General features: G+C 45.7%; 18 protein-coding genes. 9 read left to right on the top strand and 9 right to left on the bottom strand.

Translation table 11 applies throughout. The features are described 5' to 3' along the window. Positions 1-17: 17 nt before the first annotated feature. The 7 genes from FIV04_RS10365 to recR all read left to right on the top strand — a co-directional run bounded on the left by FIV04_RS10365 (position 18) and on the right by recR (position 5,876). A complete protein-coding gene (locus tag FIV04_RS10365; protein WP_032551909.1) occupies positions 18-1,121 on the top strand; it encodes a response regulator in 1,104 nt (367 codons plus the stop codon). Between the two features lie 136 nt (positions 1,122-1,257). Then, positions 1,258-1,395: a hypothetical protein gene (locus FIV04_RS26925; protein ID WP_032551910.1), complete on the top strand. Its 138-nt coding sequence runs from the start codon at positions 1,258-1,260 to the stop codon at positions 1,393-1,395. An 18-nt stretch (positions 1,396-1,413) separates the two neighbouring features. Continuing rightward, entirely contained in the window at positions 1,414-1,806 is a 393-nt protein-coding gene (locus FIV04_RS10360) for a YbaN family protein (RefSeq protein ID WP_032551911.1), read from the top strand. 168 nt (positions 1,807-1,974) lie between these two features. Next, complete coding sequence (gene apt / locus FIV04_RS10355; protein WP_032552216.1) at positions 1,975-2,520, top strand: adenine phosphoribosyltransferase; 546 nt, start codon at positions 1,975-1,977, stop codon at positions 2,518-2,520. A gap of 17 nt (positions 2,521-2,537) precedes the next feature. Then, positions 2,538-4,748 carry a DNA polymerase III subunit gamma/tau gene (dnaX, locus tag FIV04_RS10350; RefSeq protein WP_152469078.1) on the top strand — a complete coding sequence of 737 codons (2,211 nt, stop codon included), beginning with the start codon at positions 2,538-2,540 and terminating at the stop codon, positions 4,746-4,748. A gap of 138 nt (positions 4,749-4,886) precedes the next feature. Further along, positions 4,887-5,216, top strand: coding sequence for a YbaB/EbfC family nucleoid-associated protein (locus FIV04_RS10345; RefSeq protein WP_004748326.1), 330 nt, complete (start codon positions 4,887-4,889; stop codon positions 5,214-5,216). A 60-nt stretch (positions 5,217-5,276) separates the two neighbouring features. Beyond that, positions 5,277-5,876 carry a recombination mediator RecR gene (recR, locus tag FIV04_RS10340; protein ID WP_032551914.1) on the top strand — a complete coding sequence of 200 codons (600 nt, stop codon included), beginning with the start codon at positions 5,277-5,279 and terminating at the stop codon, positions 5,874-5,876. Positions 5,877-5,953: 77 nt separating this feature from the next. Here recR and FIV04_RS10335 read toward each other — a convergent pair whose 3' ends face one another. Further along, positions 5,954-6,202 carry a YkgJ family cysteine cluster protein gene (locus tag FIV04_RS10335; protein WP_032551915.1) on the bottom strand — a complete coding sequence of 83 codons (249 nt, stop codon included), beginning with the start codon at positions 6,200-6,202 and terminating at the stop codon, positions 5,954-5,956. 159 nt (positions 6,203-6,361) lie between these two features. On the opposite strand from FIV04_RS10335, the gene FIV04_RS10330 reads away from it, so the two are divergent. Next, complete coding sequence (locus tag FIV04_RS10330) at positions 6,362-6,802, top strand: YcgN family cysteine cluster protein (protein ID WP_152469077.1); 441 nt, start codon at positions 6,362-6,364, stop codon at positions 6,800-6,802. A 104-nt stretch (positions 6,803-6,906) separates the two neighbouring features. Here FIV04_RS10330 and FIV04_RS10325 read toward each other — a convergent pair whose 3' ends face one another. From FIV04_RS10325 to gap, 7 genes are all read right to left on the bottom strand, one after another. After that, on the bottom strand, positions 6,907-8,793 hold the full coding sequence (locus FIV04_RS10325; protein ID WP_152469076.1) for a BCCT family transporter: 1,887 nt from the start codon (positions 8,791-8,793) through the stop codon (positions 6,907-6,909). Between the two features lie 125 nt (positions 8,794-8,918). Next, a complete protein-coding gene (locus FIV04_RS10320; protein WP_150893860.1) occupies positions 8,919-9,272 on the bottom strand; it encodes a hypothetical protein in 354 nt (117 codons plus the stop codon). A gap of 171 nt (positions 9,273-9,443) precedes the next feature. After that, positions 9,444-10,400, bottom strand: coding sequence for a ChaN family lipoprotein (locus FIV04_RS10315; protein ID WP_152469075.1), 957 nt, complete (start codon positions 10,398-10,400; stop codon positions 9,444-9,446). Between the two features lie 75 nt (positions 10,401-10,475). Continuing rightward, a complete protein-coding gene (rlmA, locus tag FIV04_RS10310) occupies positions 10,476-11,291 on the bottom strand; it encodes a 23S rRNA (guanine(745)-N(1))-methyltransferase (protein WP_152469074.1) in 816 nt (271 codons plus the stop codon). A 98-nt stretch (positions 11,292-11,389) separates the two neighbouring features. Further along, entirely contained in the window at positions 11,390-13,426 is a 2,037-nt protein-coding gene (locus tag FIV04_RS10305; RefSeq protein ID WP_152469073.1) for a methyl-accepting chemotaxis protein, read from the bottom strand. A 251-nt stretch (positions 13,427-13,677) separates the two neighbouring features. Beyond that, entirely contained in the window at positions 13,678-14,562 is an 885-nt protein-coding gene (locus tag FIV04_RS10300) for a D-hexose-6-phosphate mutarotase (protein WP_152469072.1), read from the bottom strand. Positions 14,563-14,808: 246 nt separating this feature from the next. Then, positions 14,809-15,804 carry a type I glyceraldehyde-3-phosphate dehydrogenase gene (gene gap / locus FIV04_RS10295; protein ID WP_004740660.1) on the bottom strand — a complete coding sequence of 332 codons (996 nt, stop codon included), beginning with the start codon at positions 15,802-15,804 and terminating at the stop codon, positions 14,809-14,811. A gap of 358 nt (positions 15,805-16,162) precedes the next feature. Here gap and msrB point away from each other — a divergent pair, with 358 nt between their 5' ends. Beyond that, on the top strand, positions 16,163-16,561 hold the full coding sequence (gene msrB / locus FIV04_RS10290; RefSeq protein WP_032551960.1) for a peptide-methionine (R)-S-oxide reductase MsrB: 399 nt from the start codon (positions 16,163-16,165) through the stop codon (positions 16,559-16,561). Positions 16,562-16,716: 155 nt separating this feature from the next. Here the strand turns inward: msrB and FIV04_RS10285 are convergent, their stop codons facing one another. Next, the gene (locus tag FIV04_RS10285; RefSeq protein WP_152469071.1) at positions 16,717-17,529 is read right to left on the bottom strand and encodes a DUF2989 domain-containing protein; all 813 of its coding nucleotides are present in this window, start codon (positions 17,527-17,529) and stop codon (positions 16,717-16,719) included. Positions 17,530-17,574 lie beyond the last annotated feature (45 nt).

Genomic DNA, 17,574 nt, shown 5'->3' with positions numbered 1-17,574 from the left:
TTGTGAGGTTAATGAGTATGTATAAAACTCACAGTCAGCCCGTTACGACCTCGGCACAGGAAGCGCTCAACCAAAAATGTATTATGTTGGTTGATGATGACCCCATTTTTCGCCGCATAACGTCAGCATACTTAGATGCTGTCGGTTATCGTGTGGTTGAAGCTGAAAACGGCTTAGACGCACTTCAAAAATTACGCGACGCAGCACCCGACCTTATCGTGTGTGATCTCTCAATGCCGATACTTGATGGTATCGAGCTTGTAGAAGAGCTAAGTCTCGAGTATCCATCACTGCCTATGATTGTGGTTTCCGCAACGGATGAAATGTCAGACGTTGCTAAAGCACTGCGCTTTGGGATTAAGGATTTCTTACCCAAGCCGCTGGAAGATCCAAACCACTTGGGTAGTGCCATAGAAAATACCCTGAAAGACTCCTTTGATAATATGAACAATCAAAGGGATTTTTCGAGCCAATGGTTCAGTGTCGATGATGGCGGTGAGATACCCGAAGATCAAGAACTGCATTGGCACCTGAATTATCTACAGAATAACCCGAGCGCTGCACGAGATTTGCTGCATGCGTTGTTACCTGATAAAGACACCAGCCAAGGAACTTGGCGCAGCAGCTATCGTTTGTTGCAATCAACAGAGATGATGCCTTTGGTGTTTGATTATGCTTGGCTGATGAATGGGCAGTTTGCGTTTTATCTTGTGGATTCTTCATCGTCATCTGAGGGTGGGGCGGCCACCACCTTGTTAGTGCGAGCTTTGTTCCACGATTACGTTAGAAATCTGCAAAGTTTCAGTGCTGATCTGAAAGATATGGCGGAGATCTTGGAGAAGGGCATTCAATGTTCACAGTGCGCGACTCCGGTGAATGCGCTGTTTGGTGTCGCTAACCTAGCAGAGGGGACGATTTCGATTTTGCCAGCAGGATTGGATGGGCAATGGTCAAACGGCCTTATCAATCAACATATTGCCGCAGGGCAGAGGTTGGGCGACAACTGCAAGAAGAATTTCATTACCGATAGGTTGCCGATAGAGACAGGTTGTCAGCTCTCTTTGAGCCTTTTAGGTTCAGCCAGTTTTAGCCTCGATTTGCATCAAGGCGGCGGAGATTAACCCTACAGTTGCTTGGTATTTGTAGATGTTTTATTAAGGTATAGTTGCAAAATTGTGTGGCTATACCTTTTTTGTTGAGTGTCATTTAGCAAAAATTATCTGGGTCTAGCGTTAATTTTGTAAGAAAGAAGTAATCATGGCAGATAATCAAGATTTTAAAGACCCGTTTAATGTATTCTACTTTTTAGGATTTTTATTAACGTTTGCAGCGATTCCGCTACTACCAGCAACCCTGACGCTTTACCGCGTTTTCAATGGTTATGCGACATTTTAAAGACTTCTGGAGGTCACAATTAGCATCAAAGTTCTTAGCCTGAACCTCGCTGGTGGCCTCTGCATCATCCTCGCTTTTCTAGGCATCGTTTTACCTCTACTGCCAACAACACCTTTTTTGCTACTAGCAAGTGCTTGTTTTATGCGTAGTAGCCCGCGTTTGCATCGTTGGATGCATCAACACCCAACACTTGGCCCTCTGCTCACCAACTGGTATGAACATGGTGCGGTAACTAAACGCGTTAAAAGTCGTGGTGTGTTATTTATTCTTCTTAGCTTTTCACTCTCTATCTACTTTGCACCTATTGTATGGGTAAAAGTGTTCTTAATTGTCGTACTTGCTATTCTTCTCACATGGTTTATTCGCCTTCCGACCCATGAGTTAGTTGCTGACAGCAAAGAAAATCACTAACATTAAGCCAGTGTGCCTGCTGACTTATAGCGGGCGTTTATTTTTTCAGCATCAGAGTTATGACTCTGATTGCAATGAAAACCAACCGAGCCTTTCTCAAGCAAAATTAGTAACGACGATGGCGTTGATTGATGTTGGGAAAGCGGCCTAATGAAGTGCATCACTATTATGAACACAGAAAAAATCGCTCTGATCAAATCAAGCATCAAAAGCATTCCTGATTACCCAAAAGCGGGCATTCTATTTCGTGACGTAACCAGCCTTATGGAAGACCCGGCTGCGTACAAAGCGACGATCGAACTGCTAGTGGATACCTACAAAGATATGGGCTTCACTAAAGTAGTTGGTACGGAAGCACGCGGTTTCCTATTTGGTGCGCCACTAGCGCTTGAGCTGGGTGTTGGTTTTGTTCCTGTTCGTAAGCCAGGCAAGCTACCACGTCAAACTGTGGCACAATCGTATGAGCTTGAGTACGGTACAGATACTCTTGAGATCCATACTGATGCGATCTCTGAAGGCGATAAAGTGTTGATGGTCGATGACCTATTGGCAACAGGTGGTACTATTGAAGCAACAACTAAACTGATTCGTCAGCTTGGTGGTGTCGTAGACCACGCAGCCTTTGTTATTAATCTTCCTGAAATTGGCGGTGACAAGCGCTTAGAAGGTCTAGGCCTTGAAGTGTTCAGCATCTGCGAATTTGACGGTCATTAATCCTTTCGGAATTATTCATGAGCTATCTAGCGTTAGCGCGAAAATGGCGACCAACGAAGTTTAAAGAAGTCGTTGGTCAAGCCCATGTTTTAACAGCTTTAGAGAATGCACTTAGCCAAAACAGGTTGCACCATGCATACCTGTTTAGCGGTACTCGAGGTGTCGGTAAAACGACCATCGGCCGCTTGTTTGCTAAGGGGCTAAACTGTGAAACAGGCATTACATCTACACCTTGTGGTGAATGTGCAACCTGTAAAGAGATCGACGAAGGTCGCTTTGTTGATCTCCTAGAAATCGATGCGGCGTCTCGAACCAAAGTTGAAGACACACGTGAGCTATTGGACAACGTTCAATACAAGCCTGCTCGTGGTCGCTTTAAGGTTTACCTTATCGATGAAGTTCATATGCTCTCTAGGCACAGTTTTAATGCCCTTCTAAAAACCTTAGAAGAGCCGCCTGAGTACGTGAAATTCTTATTGGCAACAACGGATCCTCAGAAGCTGCCTGTGACAATTTTGTCTCGCTGCCTGCAGTTCCATTTGAAGCCTATCAGCGTTGATAACATCCACGAGCAGCTTGACCACATTCTTGAAGAAGAGAAAGTGACGACTGAGTCTCGCGCTCTGGGAATGATAGCGCACGCTGCTGATGGCAGTATGCGTGATGCATTGAGCTTAACCGATCAAGCGATTGCATTGGGTAACGGCAATGTAGCAACTGACATTGTTTCCCATATGCTGGGTACGCTAGATACTGATCAAGCGATTCACCTGCTTGAGGCTATCAGTAGCAAGCAGCCCCAAACTGCAATGGCGTGTATCCAAGCACTAGCTGAAAACGGTGTCGAATGGGATGGCTTACTGAATCAGTTGGCGACTCAACTGCATCGATTGGCTATGTATCAGGCTCTACCAGCTTCGTTAGATAAAGCTCAGCCAGATGCTGAAAAGATAGAACTTCTTGCACAAGCACTCAGGCCGCAAGATGTGCAGCTCTATTATCAGATCGTGCTTAAAGGGCGCGAAGACCTACCTCTTTCACCAACGGCTCGCGTTGGTATCGAGATGGTTGTTCTGAGAATGTTGGCATTCCGCCCTGCTGCAGAGATATCGTCAAGCGCTATCTCGACTGAGCCTGCGGAGTTGAAAGCGACAAGTGCTCCCAAAGCAGCACCAACACAAGCTACGCAACCTGCTAACCCGGCGCAGCCTATGAATCAGGCTCAGCCAATGGCAACACCTCAACAGCAGGCGCCAATAGGGCAGTCAATGCCAAGCTCTATGCCACCGCAAGGTTACGGCCAACCAAGCGCACCACAATACTCAGAGCCTCAAGGGTATCCTGACTCTGGTTATATGGGTGGCCCACAGGATATGCCTCCGGCGTATGATGATCATGGGCAGTATGGTGCGCCTGCTGCGCCTGCTGCGCCAATGAGCCAGCAACCTGCAACACCTGCTCCAAGCCAACCTGTGGCACAAAGTCAGCCTGCGCCGGCTTCTGAGCGTCCTGCATCACCTGTAAGCGGGTTACGTCATCAGTTACGTTCTCAACGTAAAGGTGCAACACCAGACGCAAGAGGCAGTGCACCAAAAAAGGCTAAAGCGACACCAGCTAAAACTTCAGTTCTCGACCGAGTTGCTCAGCAACACGGTGGTTCTGAGCGGGTGTCGCCAACTTCTCTCCCTGCAGCATCGACACAAAATGTAACCGATGATAATGAACCTTATCGTTGGAAACCGTCTAAACCTGTAGTGAAAGAGGTTTCAAAAGAGCTAACACCTACTCAGATAAGACGCGCTTTGGAGCACGTTAAAACACCTGAGATGACTGAAAAGCTGTTGCATGAGTCGATCGCTCAAGATGAATGGTCGGCAACCATACAAAAGCTTGAAACGGCGAAACTTGTCGAGCAGTTGGCGCTGAATTCCGTGTTCAGTAAAAACGGCACGTCAATTAGTCTGATGTTACGACCAACACAAGCGCACTTGAATACCGATAAAGCGCAGAGTGAATTACTGCAATCACTGAATACTGTACTAGGTGAAGAGTGCCATTTAAGTGTTGAGATCGGCGAATCAGGCGAAACGCCACTAGAATTACGTGAGAGGCTGTATCAAGGTAAGTTGAAAGATGCTTTCACCAGCCTTGAGAATGATGCCAATGTTCAGTTCATTGAGAAGCGCTTTGCTGCTGAGCTGGACAGAGACAGTGTTCGTCCAATTTAGTCACCGCGAATGTGGTTATAGGCAATATGTCCTTCGTCACATTAACAGTATCGTAGGGTTGAATCAGAACGGTTCAACCCCCATTAAGTCAGTTATTGCTTAATGTATTTTATAACCAATTAGACCAGAGAGATTATCATGTTTGGTAAAGGTGGTATGGGCAACCTAATGAAGCAAGCCCAGCAAATGCAAGATCGCATGCAAAAGCTTCAAGAAGAAATCGCAAATATGGAAGTAACCGGTGAATCTGGTGCTGGCCTAGTAAAAGTAACGATCACTGGTAGCCACAGTGTACGTCGCGTTGATATCGATGAAAGCCTAATGGAAGACGATAAAGAGATGCTTGAAGATCTTATCGCTGCGGCATTCAACGATGCAGCTCGTCGTGTTGAAGAGACTCAAAAAGAGAAAATGGCTGGCGTAACTGGTGGTATGCAACTTCCACCAGGTATGAAGATGCCTTTCTAATTCGTTTTTCTCAATGATGCGCTAAGTGCATCGTGAATTAAAAACTGAAATGGTTAAATAATGCGTACCAGTCATATGCTGGAGCATTTGATGGAGGCCTTACGTTGTCTACCTGGGGTTGGCCCCAAGTCGGCGCAGCGTATGGCCTTTCATTTGTTACAGCGCGATAGAAAAGGCGGCCTGCAATTGGCTGAGGCGCTTGGTCAAGCGATGACAGAAATTGGCCACTGTAGTGAGTGTCGTACTTTCACAGAAGAAGATGTTTGTCATATTTGTACCAACCCTAAACGTCAGGAAAATGGTCAAATATGTGTGGTTGAAAGCCCTGCAGACATCGCAGCAATCGAGGCGACAGGTCAGTACTCTGGTCGTTACTTCGTGTTGATGGGGCACCTATCACCGCTTGATGGCATTGGTCCTAGCGATATCGGTCTCGATGTTTTGGATTACCGTCTACGCCGTGGCGATATTGCAGAAGTGATTCTTGCAACCAACCCAACGGTAGAGGGCGAAGCGACTGCTCACTATATTGCTGAGTTGTGTAGCGCTCATGAAGTGAACGCTAGCCGAATCGCTCACGGTGTTCCCGTTGGTGGCGAGCTAGAGCTGGTGGATGGCACCACGCTGTCTCACTCACTACTAGGTCGACACAAAATCTAATCTAAGCCGCTTGCTCTCTTATCTAGAAAGTCAGCGGCTTTTTTGTTCATGAGCAAACAATTTTATTGAGACAGAGGCTATGTGATGGCTTCGAGTTCAGTGATATTGTCGAGCGCTTCTTGGTTTGTTTTGCCACAAATGATTGGACACGCTTTAAATTGGTGACACACTTTTGGGCGTTCCGGCTGTCCGAATAGTTTGCATAGATTCTGTTCATTGAGCTGAATACAGCGAACGCCAGCAGGCTTGCCATTTGGCATACCAGGAATAGCAGATGTAATACTTGGTGCAATACAGCAGGCACCACAACCTAGACGACATTCCATCAATTTATACTCAGTCAAAACAGGGTGCGCGATAGTAGCAAAAATTATCGCTTGTGGCAGCTTTTGTCTGTGATTAATCCCTGAACACTTTTTATCCTTGAACTTTTTGTGGGCTAGCGGTATAACACGCACCCCAGTAAAAGAGTAAGAAGTCCTATTATGACCAGTCCATTTTGGCAAGAAAAATCACTAGAACAGATGACCGAGCAAGAGTGGGAATCGCTTTGTGATGGTTGCGGCAAATGTTGCCTGCACAAACTAATGGATGAAGATAGCGACGAAGTGTACTACACCAACGTGGCATGTAGCTGGTTAAACAGTAAGACGTGTTCTTGTAAAGATTACCCAAATCGTTTTAGCTCAGGTGAAGAGTGTTTGAAGTTAACTCGTGACAAGATTGATGAGTTTCACTGGCTTCCTGACACATGTGCTTATCGCCTATTGTCAGAAGAGAAGCCACTGCCAGAATGGCACCCACTGATCACTGGCTCTAAATCTTCAATGCATGCTGCGGGTGAAAGTGTACGTAATAAAGTAGTGTATGAGATTGATGTTGTTGATTGGGAAGACCACATCATCAACCACCCAAATCGCGCTTAGTGTGGATTAATCGCGAATAAAAGAATGAAAAAAAGGCTCACATCTCTGTGAGCCTTTTGCTTAGTTAGGAGGGTCCAAGCAAGTGGACATCGTCATGGCTAAGGTCAATTAAGTGGTAGTTCTGCAACCACTTGATTGAACGCACTACGAGCTTTCTGTGCTTGTTCGGACAACTCAAGTTTCTTCGCTTGTGCTGCGGTTAGGTTGCTTTCTGCAAGTTCCAATGCTTGCTGCAACTCTTCCGGTAATTCATGCGTTTCCATCTGAGAGCCTTGTTCAAGAACATATGCTCGAATCTCTTTCTTCACATCTGCCAGCGCTTTGTAAGCAGAGCGTTCTAGCTCGGCCGCGTCTTGAGCAGCATCTTTTACTTTCTCAAACTGAGCCAGTGCCATGCCTTCAGCGGACCATGGATCCATGTCTGGTAGCTCTTCGATGTTGATCGTTGGCTCGATGTAGTCATCTTGATGGCGTAGGTCGAGACTGGTCGCACGAACAGCAGAAACCATCAACATAACCGAAATCCCTAGTAGCGGCAGACCACCCACGATAGCAGCAGTCTGAAGCGTACTTAAACCGCCTAAGAACATCAAAATCGTTGGCAGAAATGACAGCGTAAATGCCCAGAACATACGGTTCCAACGCATAGGCTCTTCTGTAACGTTATTTTGTACTACCGATGCCAAGATGTATGAGATAGAGTCAAATGTCGTTGCCGTGAAGATAATGCACAACAGCGTAAATACCGCGATAACCAGTGTGCTCATCGGCAGTTGGTCAAGCATCGAGAAGATCGCTTTAGTTGCTCCATGCTCGTTGAGTACCGCCACCACATCTAAATCACCAGACAGCTGCAATGACAGACCGTAGTTACCCAAAATCATGAAGAATAGGAAACAACCCAAAGATCCAAAGAAGATCGAACCTGTCACCATCTGTTTAATTGTGCGGCCACGGGAGATACGTGCAACGAACAAACCCATACTCGGGGCGAATACTAGCCACCATGCCCAGTAGAAGATGGTCCAATCTTGTGGGAAATGGGTGTTTTCAAATGTACCGTAGCCTCCGAAGGGTTCAGCCCAAGTCGCCATTACAAAGAAGTTAGAGAGTAAGCGACCAATTGAATCTAGGCCGGTTTCCAACATAAAGATGGTTGGACCCGCAACAAGCACAAACGCCAATAAACCCATCGCCCCCCAGAAGTTGATGTTGCTGAGAATCTTGATGCCTTTCTCTAGGCCCGCGTAGGAAGAGTAGGCAAAAATCGCGGTACAGATCAGCAATACACCCGCTTGTGTCAGGGTGTTCTTTGGCAAACCGAATAGGTGATTCAAACCTTCGGTGATAAGAGGAGCCGCTAGACCAAGCGTGGTTGCCGCGCCGCCTAAGAGGCCAAAGATAAATAGAACATCAACGATTTTACCTGGTGTGCCTTTACTGCGGTGTTCACCAAGAACCGGCATCAATGCACTTGAGATCTTTAGAACCGGCTGTTTACGCACATAGAAGAAGTAAGCGATCGGCAAAGCTGGGATCAAATAGATAGACCATGCGATTGGTCCCCAGTGGAACAGTCCATAGGTCGCAGCCCAGCGAACCGCTTCTTCACTGCCAGGCTCAAGTTGGAACGGTGGTGATTGGTAGTAGTAGGCCCATTCGATACAGCCCCAATAAAGAATACTGGCACCGATGCCGCCACAAAATAGCATGGCAGCCCAAGAAGCAGTGGCAAACTCTGGCTCTTCATCAGCTTCACCTAGCTTGATCTGGCCCATGTCACTGAATACGACATAAACCATGAAAGCACAGGCTGCTAAGCCAAGTGTTAGATAGAGGAAACCGAGCTTGTCGGTCATGAAGGTTTTCGCGATCGCAATCCATTCTGCCCCTTGTGCAGGGAACATGATCAGCGGAAACACAATCGTGAGTAGCAGTGCAATGGCACCGAAAAAGGTGGGCTTATCAATAAGCGCAAAGGAGTTTTTCACGAGCTTTATTCCATAATAATGAGACCAGAATTATGGTGTGAAGTCGTTTTTTAGAACAAATCAGGAATGTTGTCGTAACGATAAATCTGTAAAGTGATGCCAGTAAAGAGTGGTTCGGTGACTCGCTAGACTAAGGCAAGCAGAATGCCGCCAATGGTTACCGCTGCGGACAGATATTGCCCCGCTGAGTATGAGCCATCTTCCTCTTCTTCAATTTTGTCTGGATGATCCATTCCGAGTGCGCCATGGGCAAAAGATTCAACCTTGTCACCAACGGTTTCGTTTTCAGCTTCGATTTTCTTCGCTTCTTTATCTATCTGTTGCAGGGCGACTAGTAGCGCTTTTCCTTCATCAGACAGCTTAACGGTATTTTGCTCAACCTTAAGTGGCGCAGGCTCTGAAGGTACAGGCGCACCTTTTGTCGGCTGAAGCTTCGCCGGGCTATAAGTTTGAGTAGCATTGTTGGTAACAGGCGTCATAACACTCTCCGTAGTTGCACCTTAAATAGAGTATCGGCCGAGCAGTGAAAAACTTGTGTAATTAATCACCGAGGTGATGTTTTGCTACTCTATCTAGGCTTGCCTAATTAATAAGCAATAGTTGTGCCGATACTCAGTTAGGTTGAACTACGTGGTTGTGTTATTCGTGGGCTATTTGCACTCTAAGCCTTTGCCTCGATGAGAAAGTTTCTTGTACGCTTTCATACGATTTTCTTGTTTAACGTAGCGCGTTGGTGGAGACAGAACTTGCAGTTGGTAGTCTTCGCTAGAATCACTCAATGATTCGACAGGAGTGATGACCACTACATTCAGGTCGGCATTACGACGTAAAATAGAGGCGGCAGTTCCTAAGCCTTGTTCTGTATGAAATTTGCCCGCGACGTGAATGACTTGTTTATCTGGATTTTCATCTAGGTATTTCACAATCGAATCTGCCATGGTTTCATCCCAGGTCACTTGAGCGGCAAATTGTTTTTCTGTTTGCTCAGGTGTGCCGTGGTGCATGGAAGCCATGAATTTTTCTTTATAAGGGCTGTCACTAGTATTGACGTCGTCAGCTATCCATTGGCGCTCTTCAGGAGTCAATTTTTCTAGGTAATCAATTCCATTACGGCCGATACACTGCACAACTGGCTTTGGTGCATTGGCGGCGATGATATCGATACCTTGTGACTTCGCTAGCTCCACGAGTGGGCGATAGTCACTTTGATAATTTGGCCATGCCGCTGCGTCTGACATGAGAACTTGTTCACCGATCTCTCCCGCAAGATAGTCGTCGATAACATTTTGGTGCTGTCGCGTGAACTGTTCCATGGATAGGGCAACGTCTTTGCTGTCAGCTAAACGTGCCTTAAGAAAGTCGGTCTGGAATCTATGTACAGCAGAGTGTGTATGCCATTCACCAATTAGAACCACATCGGCATCAATCAATGCACTCGGGAGTTGGTTAAGCGCAATCGGCTCCCCTTTGGCAGAAGCAAATTGGTAGTCGTAATAGGTAGTAACTGGGGATAAAACTGCTTTGTTGTCGCCTTGAGCCTGTTGAGAAGGCTGATTTGCACAAGCAGTAAGAAGGGCGGTTAGGCCAATAAGAAAAATACGTTGCATTGAATAACTCCTTGAAGAGTAAGCATACTAAATGAGGCTCACAGAGAATTCAATGCAAACGATAATTAATATCAACTAGCTCTGTTTACGATAAACTCTTAGCATGAAATCTGCCTCGCACTGGTAGCTATCGCTTTGCATCAACTCTTGCTTAAATGACTCTGTTGCCTTCCAAGCGAACGGGGTCATTTGAAGCAGGTCAAAGGCATCCGAACCTGAAAGCTCCATCATGTAGTTTAGGTGCTGTTGGCTCTCTAGGGTAAATCCTTCGATGGTTTCTGGTGTTTCGTCATGCAGTCGCACGCCGTCATAGATCGCATCACGCAGTTGATACAGGTGGCGGCCAGCAGGCGTCACTGTAATTACCACACCTTGCTCTTTCAATGTTCGTTGTAACTCTTCTGCCTTACAAGGCGCATAGATGCGTAGAACGGCGTCTAAGCTGTTGTTAGCGAAAGGTAGTCTATGGCTCGATGCCACTGAAAAGTTAACCGCTGGGTAGCGCTTAGCCGCATAACGGATAGCAACCTTAGAGATATCTAAGCCGTAAATGCTTGGCTCACGCTGCGCGAGCTTAAGAGCGATTTCATTGGTGTAGTAGCCTTCACCACAGCCAATATCCAATAGATTTGGCTGTTCCGCTGGCAATACATTTTCACACAGAGCAACCACAGCTTGGCGCATTGGGTTGTAGTGGTCACCTTCTAAGAATCGGCGACGAGCTTGCATCATCTCTTTATTGTCACCTGGATCTTTTGAGCGCTTGTGGTGGGCTGGCATCAAGTTGACGTAACCCTCTTTGGCAAGATCAAATTGGTGGTTGTTCTCACACCTGAAAGTTCGATCAACTTGAGTGAGAGATTGGTGACATAAAGGGCACTGGTAGTTCATGACGCTCTCTGTGCGGCTAGTAAAGTGGGCAGCGAGTTTATCAAAAATGTCGCACTAGGCGAAATAAAAAGAGCCGCGTAATGCGGCTCTTGATGGGGTTAATGGAAGAAGTCGACCTGTTGTTTTAGGTCTTGAGCTTGCTGTTGGAGCGCGGTAGCACTTTGCGATGTTTGTGCGCTGGTTTGACGACTCTCTCTGTTTAGCTCGCTGATTGAGTGCGCATTAGCAGCTATCTCTTGGGTAACGTGTGCTTGCTCTTCAGAAGTCGCAGCAATGGCATCAGCTTGAGAAGCGATTGAATGGATCTGGTCAGCAATAGACTCCAAGGCCGTACCCGCTTCCTGTGCTTTGTCTAGTACAGAGTTAGCGCTTGTTTGGCTCTCATTCATCATGCGTACAGCATTGTCCGTTGAACTCTTAAGAACCGTAATAATGTCTACAACGTCTTTAACGGATGTTTGTGTACGATGCGCTAGCGTTCTCACTTCATCAGCAACCACAGCAAACCCTCGACCTTGCTCGCCAGCACGCGCAGCTTCAATTGCAGCGTTAAGTGCTAGTAGGTTCGTTTGCTCGGCGATCTCATCAATCATCTTAGTAACGGTTTGAATGCTTTCGCTGTCTGTGTTTACTTTTTCAATTGCCGCCGCTGATTGGTCAAGTTGATCGTTAAGCTGAGCAACATCAATGCAGACGTTCTCAACAATTTCTAAGCCTGATTGACCATCGGTATTCGCAGAACGTACGTTTTCAGCGATGTTTTCGACTTGTTGGGCAACAGATTGCGCCGATGATGCCATCTCTTCAATAGCAGTCACCACTTGCTCAACTTGTTCTTGTTGGCGCTCAGATTGAGTAAGGTTGAGTGACGCATCACTCGCTACACTGCTAGAATTGCTTTCAACCTTATCGCTCGCACCACGGATCTCACCGACTAAATTGTTGAGCTGGTGAGCCATGTTAGATAGCCCATTACTCAGGTTAACTATCTCGTTATTGGTATTTCCAGCTGTGTGTGGGATATCAATACTGACTTCACCTTTAGCAAGGCGATTCATGTACTGATTCAAGGTCGTCAATGGGTTGAGTGTACGGCTCAAGAACACAGTTAGAATCAAGAAGGTGATAGAACCAACAACCAAGGATACGATAGCGATCAGTTTAAGCAACTCTTGACTGCCTTTGGTGACTTCGCTGATGAAAGTGCCACCGAGTAGTTTCCAGTTCCAGCCAGCGACTTCCGTGTAAACTAGATACTTTTCACCGATGCTGCCTTGGTACTCAAATGGGTACTTGATGAGGCCACTCGGTTGTTCAAATAGCTGGTAAAACGGTTTGTTACCTTCATAATCCTTCACATCAATAATCGAAGGATCACTTTCAGTATGCTTCGGATGTAATAGGTAGTGGCCTAAATGATCTGGGTTGTTATCAAGCACAATAGTATAGCCAGTATCACCCCAGTTCACGGTTTTCAAAGCGGCAAACAAATCTTGAGTTGCACGCTCTACGGCAAGACCGATGAAAGAGATGCCCATCACTTCACCTTGAGCATCCTTGATTGGTGCGTAATAGGTAATGTAGCGCTGACCATAGAGCTTGATCTGTGCATAGTAAGGCTGACCACTAATCAGTTTTTGATAACCTGGGTGGCTCTGGTCAAGCGTTGTACCAACCACACGCTCACCTTGCGGATTTTTCAGCGAGGTCGCAACACGAATGAACTTATCACCAAGTGGCGCAAATAGCGTGGCAACGGCTCCTGTGTCACGAGTAAAGCTATCAACGAGTTTGGTGTCGCCGATTAAGCTTTCGCTGTACTGTGTAATGTTTGGTACCTGATGACCTTGAAAGTCGACCGTATAGTTTTCTACGTATACGCCTGCTAGGTAGCCGTTACGAAAAGTAGATTCTAAAACCTCGGCTGTGTGAAGGTAAGCATTGAATTGGCCTTCAATGGTCTTAGCCATAGATTCAATTTTAGATTGGTGTTCTTTGAGAGTACTTTCTAACAGCACATTTGAGGCATTTTGATAAACCAGTGCAGCAATACTGGAAAATGCGATGACTAGACACAGTGTTGTGACTAGCTTTAATTGAAGCCCAACACTTTGATTCTTGTATTTATTCCACATGACGTGCCTTTATTGTTCATTTTGTAAATATATATTTTGCATGCTAGCTATTTATAAAACCAATTAATTTGATATTTATTAATTTAACTATCAAAAAAATAAACAAAGCGAGCGAGTTGCTCATGATTTGACCGGGTGTGTGAGGAATAAATTACAAAAAAAGGCCAGAGATTCCGGCCTTGAAGAGATTATTGAATCGAGCGACTTATTGGACAGAGATGGCCTGTCAGCTCAAATACTTAACTGGTGAGTTATTTTGCTGCGATAGTTGTGATCAGCTGGTGGCTTTCGCCTGGTTGCAGCTCTTTACCTTGTTCGATGCTTGGAGCGTGAAGGGTTGATTCAACACATAACATGGTTAGGTAGCCATCATCTTGCATGTCACCCATACCTGCAGCGCCTTCTGCCCATGGATTCCATAGAACTGCACTGTTGTGGCCTTGGTTTTCAACAGTCAGTGTGCGCGCAAGTTTCGCATCAGCGACTGAAATAACGGCTTCTGGCTGCGTGTAAACACGATCGATAGTATCAGTCAGTACAAGCTCATCACCGCCTTGGCACACTTTACCATCTTGTAGGCTATCAATGTACTCAGGGCCCATGCCTGTCGTTTTAGCTTGGTGAATATCGCCCACATTAAGGTATGTGTGCAGTGCACCAGAACACTTCCAAGGTTGAGAGTCAGTATTTGTTACCTCTAGCGTTACTTTCAACTCATCACCGATTTCGACGTTAAGACGAGCGTCAAAGCGGTGTGGCCATACTGCAAGCGTGTTGTCATTAGTGCTCAAACCTAGGCTTACGATAACACCGACTTCACTCTCACGGTGCTCAATGAGTTGCCACTCGCTGTTGCGCGCGAAACCGTGTGCAGGTGCAGCAATACGGCCAAACCATGGCCAACATACTGGGATGCCGCCACGTAGGGCTGTTTTACCGTCAAACTTTGCTTGTTGGCTCATCCAAATTAGGTCTTGTTGGCCCTTTGGTTGGTAAGAAACCACGTGTGCACCAAACAGAGAGATCGCAGCGTTCGCTTTCTCATGAATAATACGAACCAGCTTTACGTCTTCGTGTTCAACAATCGTTACGTTGTCTGAAAGCACGGCTACAGCAGGGAGAGTTGATAAATCCATTACATAATCCTTCTTAAGGGAAATTGAATTCAAATTCGAGTTGAGCGGACTCGGGGAAAGAGTAGGGGAGCTCTCGTATTTGAATTGAATCTCATACCTAACAAATGTGCCGCTTGTTAAACATCATCTTTGACAAGGGCTTTGGTGTTTCATAAATCGCAGGTACAAAAAAGGCGACTCTAGAGCCGCCTTTTCTTTTCAGTCTTTTCTCAAAGACAGTCTAGCTAAACGCTATCTAAGTAGTAATTACTTAGAGATGTGTGCGATTAGGTCTAGAACTTTGTTTGAGTAACCGATTTCGTTGTCGTACCAAGATACAACTTTAACGAATTTGTCAGTTAGAGCAACACCAGCTTTAGCATCGAATACTGAAGTGTTAACTTCGCCGATAAAGTCTTGAGAAACAACTTGGTCTTCAGTGTAACCTAGAACGCCAGCCATTTCGCCTTCAGAAGCTTCTTTCATTGCAGCACAGATTGCTTCGTAAGATGCAGCTTCTTTTAGGTTAACAGTTAGGTCAACTACAGAAACGTTAGCAGTTGGTACACGGAAAGCCATACCAGTTAGAAGGCCGTTTAGTTCTGGAAGAACAACGCCTACAGCTTTAGCAGCACCAGTTGAAGATGGGATGATGTTTTGAGAAGCACCACGACCACCGCGCCAGTCTTTAGCAGAAGGACCATCTACAGTTTTTTGAGTTGCTGTAGTAGCGTGAACTGTAGTCATTAGACCAGACTCGATGCCCCACTTGTCGTTAAGAACTTTAGCGATTGGAGCAAGACAGTTAGTAGTACAAGAAGCGTTAGAAACGATGTCTTGACCAGCGTAAGTGTCTTGGTTAACGCCCATAACGAACATTGGAGTTGCGTCTTTAGAAGGACCAGTTAGAACAACTTTCTTCGCACCAGCAGTGATGTGCTGACGAGCAGTTTCGTCAGTTAGGAAGATACCAGTTGCTTCAGCTACAACGTCAACACCGATTTCGTCCCACTTAAGGTCAGTTGGGTTACGCTCAGCAGTTACGCGAACTGTTTTACCGTTAACGATTAGGTTACCGTCTTTAACTTCAACAGTACCGTTGAAACGACCGTGAGTTGAATCGTACTTAAGCATGTATGCCATGTACTCTACGTCGATAAGGTCGTTAATACCTACTACTTCGATGTCAGCGCGCTCAACAGATGCACGAAATACGAAACGACCGATACGGCCAAAACCGTTAATACCTACTTTGATAGTCATTGTAGTTGCTCCACAACTTAATTTCTGATTAAAGATAACTGGTAGTAAAATTACAGAATCCAGTTTAAATCTGCAATAGATAATCCGACTTAACTTGTTTAATGTCAAAAAAAAGCGACGCTTTTCTTAACAATTGGGTGTAAGTGGTTGAAATTTGACCATTGCTAGTGGTTCTGTACCCCTCCAGTTGGGTAAAATACCTCTAAATGACGATTCACTTATGAGTGTATATGTACAATGTATCTCGGTGAGAAAGTATGTGCTACAAATCCCGCTAGATGCAAGTATTTATGGAAAAAAGTAAATATAATAAAAGAGAATGTGGAGAGATATTAACGTGAATCAAAGGGGAGAAAATATGACGAAGCCCGATGAATACTGGCGTGAGCGCCTGACTGATGAAGAATATCAGGTGTGTCGTCTACGTGGAACAGAGCCTCCTTTTACCGGCAAGCTGTTACACAATCATAAGACAGGGGTTTACAGCTGTACCTGTTGTGAAGCCCCACTGTTTGTGTCTGAGAATAAATACGACTCCGGCTGTGGTTGGCCAAGTTTCGATGCCCCTATAAATGATAAGGCAATCCGTTATTTAGAAGATCTAAGTCACGGTATGAAACGTATAGAGATCCGTTGTGCGGCCTGTGATAGCCACCTAGGTCACGTTTTTCCGGATGGTCCTAAAACCACTGGGGAGCGTTTTTGTGTAAATTCTGTGTCGTTAATTTTCAACAAAAATGACAAAACTACAGAATAAGTGACATCTATTGTCAAAACCTTTCATATGACGTGGTGTCGTTACAAAGTACGTTGACGAATTGCGAGTCGCTTCTCTCAAAGGCATAAAAAAACAGCTACCGAAAAGGGTAGCTGTTTTTTTGTGCGTCTGGTTTGCGTTGTTGAACTGTGTAGTTATCGTTTAGATACAAGCGATGGTTGGTACCTTCCATCTTCAATGGCTTCAACGATGTAGTCAGCGTCATCCTCTAGCTTGTCATAAACATCACTTGGGAAGTGGTACAGTACTTTCAGTTCAGGCTCTGATGCAATCGGCACATTAAACTCTTTGGCAACCATCGCCCATAGATACGCTCTTTCCATGTTACCTAGGCTGTGATTAATACTCGCTAGGGATTTGAAGATCTCGGTATTGACGGTCGAGCCGTTGGAAAGTGTCAGTGCGTTATTGAGTAGCTTGACGGTTTTCTTGTGATCACGCGTGGTATAGAAGGTCGCTAATGCGTATTGCATTTCCGCCGTGTTGAGTGCAGCGCTGCCTTCTAGCTGCAAGAAGCTACGACGCGCATCAATATTGCCGGTTTGCGACCATAAGAAGTAGAGGGTTTCCGGCTTATTGGAACCCAAAAGCTCTTTTACAATTCGTTCTTCTTCTTCGATGCTGTGCATCAGTGCTGAGAAGCGGCGCTGCTTGAGTAAGGTCTGATCGATGGTTTCAATTTGAGAAGCCAGCTCAAGACACTTCTTGTACTCGGCGATTAAACCATATTCTACGATCTTGTTGTACTCGGTAGGTTGCTTCAATACGTCGAAGCGGTGCCAGATGAGATCGGTACGGGCAACTCGGCATTGACCATCATTCATGTTGAGGTCAGCACAACGCAGCTCTGAGTGAGCTTCACATAGCTGTTCTGTATTTTTGTTCCCCTCAAAGCACCCAGTTAGCGCCAAAGGGGCAGCGGCGAGTAGCCATTTAAAAATTCTCATATACCTTCACTTGTGATCGAATACACTTATTTCCAGTGCTCCGCT

Source organism: Vibrio sp. THAF190c (genome assembly GCF_009363355.1).
Taxonomy (GTDB): domain Bacteria; phylum Pseudomonadota; class Gammaproteobacteria; order Enterobacterales; family Vibrionaceae; genus Vibrio; species Vibrio fortis_A.
Note: the sequence above shows the minus strand (reverse complement) of the source record. Positions and strands in the feature narration are given on the sequence as shown.

Bases quoted from the DNA above. Each gene is read 5' to 3' on its own strand.
- FIV04_RS10365 (WP_032551909.1), top strand. From the start codon at position 18: ATGTATAAAACTCACAGTCAGCCCGTTACGACCTCGGCACAGGAAGCG.
- FIV04_RS26925 (WP_032551910.1), top strand. From the start codon at position 1,258: ATGGCAGATAATCAAGATTTTAAAGACCCGTTTAATGTATTCTACTTT.
- apt (WP_032552216.1), top strand. From the start codon at position 1,975: ATGAACACAGAAAAAATCGCTCTGATCAAATCAAGCATCAAAAGCATT.
- dnaX (WP_152469078.1), top strand. From the start codon at position 2,538: ATGAGCTATCTAGCGTTAGCGCGAAAATGGCGACCAACGAAGTTTAAA.
- FIV04_RS10345 (WP_004748326.1), top strand. From the start codon at position 4,887: ATGTTTGGTAAAGGTGGTATGGGCAACCTAATGAAGCAAGCCCAGCAA.
- recR (WP_032551914.1), top strand. From the start codon at position 5,277: ATGCGTACCAGTCATATGCTGGAGCATTTGATGGAGGCCTTACGTTGT.
- FIV04_RS10335 (WP_032551915.1), bottom strand. From the start codon at position 6,202: ATGGAATGTCGTCTAGGTTGTGGTGCCTGCTGTATTGCACCAAGTATT.
- FIV04_RS10330 (WP_152469077.1), top strand. From the start codon at position 6,362: ATGACCAGTCCATTTTGGCAAGAAAAATCACTAGAACAGATGACCGAG.
- FIV04_RS10320 (WP_150893860.1), bottom strand. From the start codon at position 9,272: ATGACGCCTGTTACCAACAATGCTACTCAAACTTATAGCCCGGCGAAG.
- FIV04_RS10315 (WP_152469075.1), bottom strand. From the start codon at position 10,400: ATGCAACGTATTTTTCTTATTGGCCTAACCGCCCTTCTTACTGCTTGT.
- rlmA (WP_152469074.1), bottom strand. From the start codon at position 11,291: ATGAACTACCAGTGCCCTTTATGTCACCAATCTCTCACTCAAGTTGAT.
- FIV04_RS10305 (WP_152469073.1), bottom strand. From the start codon at position 13,426: ATGTGGAATAAATACAAGAATCAAAGTGTTGGGCTTCAATTAAAGCTA.
- FIV04_RS10300 (WP_152469072.1), bottom strand. From the start codon at position 14,562: ATGGATTTATCAACTCTCCCTGCTGTAGCCGTGCTTTCAGACAACGTA.
- gap (WP_004740660.1), bottom strand. From the start codon at position 15,804: ATGACTATCAAAGTAGGTATTAACGGTTTTGGCCGTATCGGTCGTTTC.
- msrB (WP_032551960.1), top strand. From the start codon at position 16,163: ATGACGAAGCCCGATGAATACTGGCGTGAGCGCCTGACTGATGAAGAA.
- FIV04_RS10285 (WP_152469071.1), bottom strand. From the start codon at position 17,529: ATGAGAATTTTTAAATGGCTACTCGCCGCTGCCCCTTTGGCGCTAACT.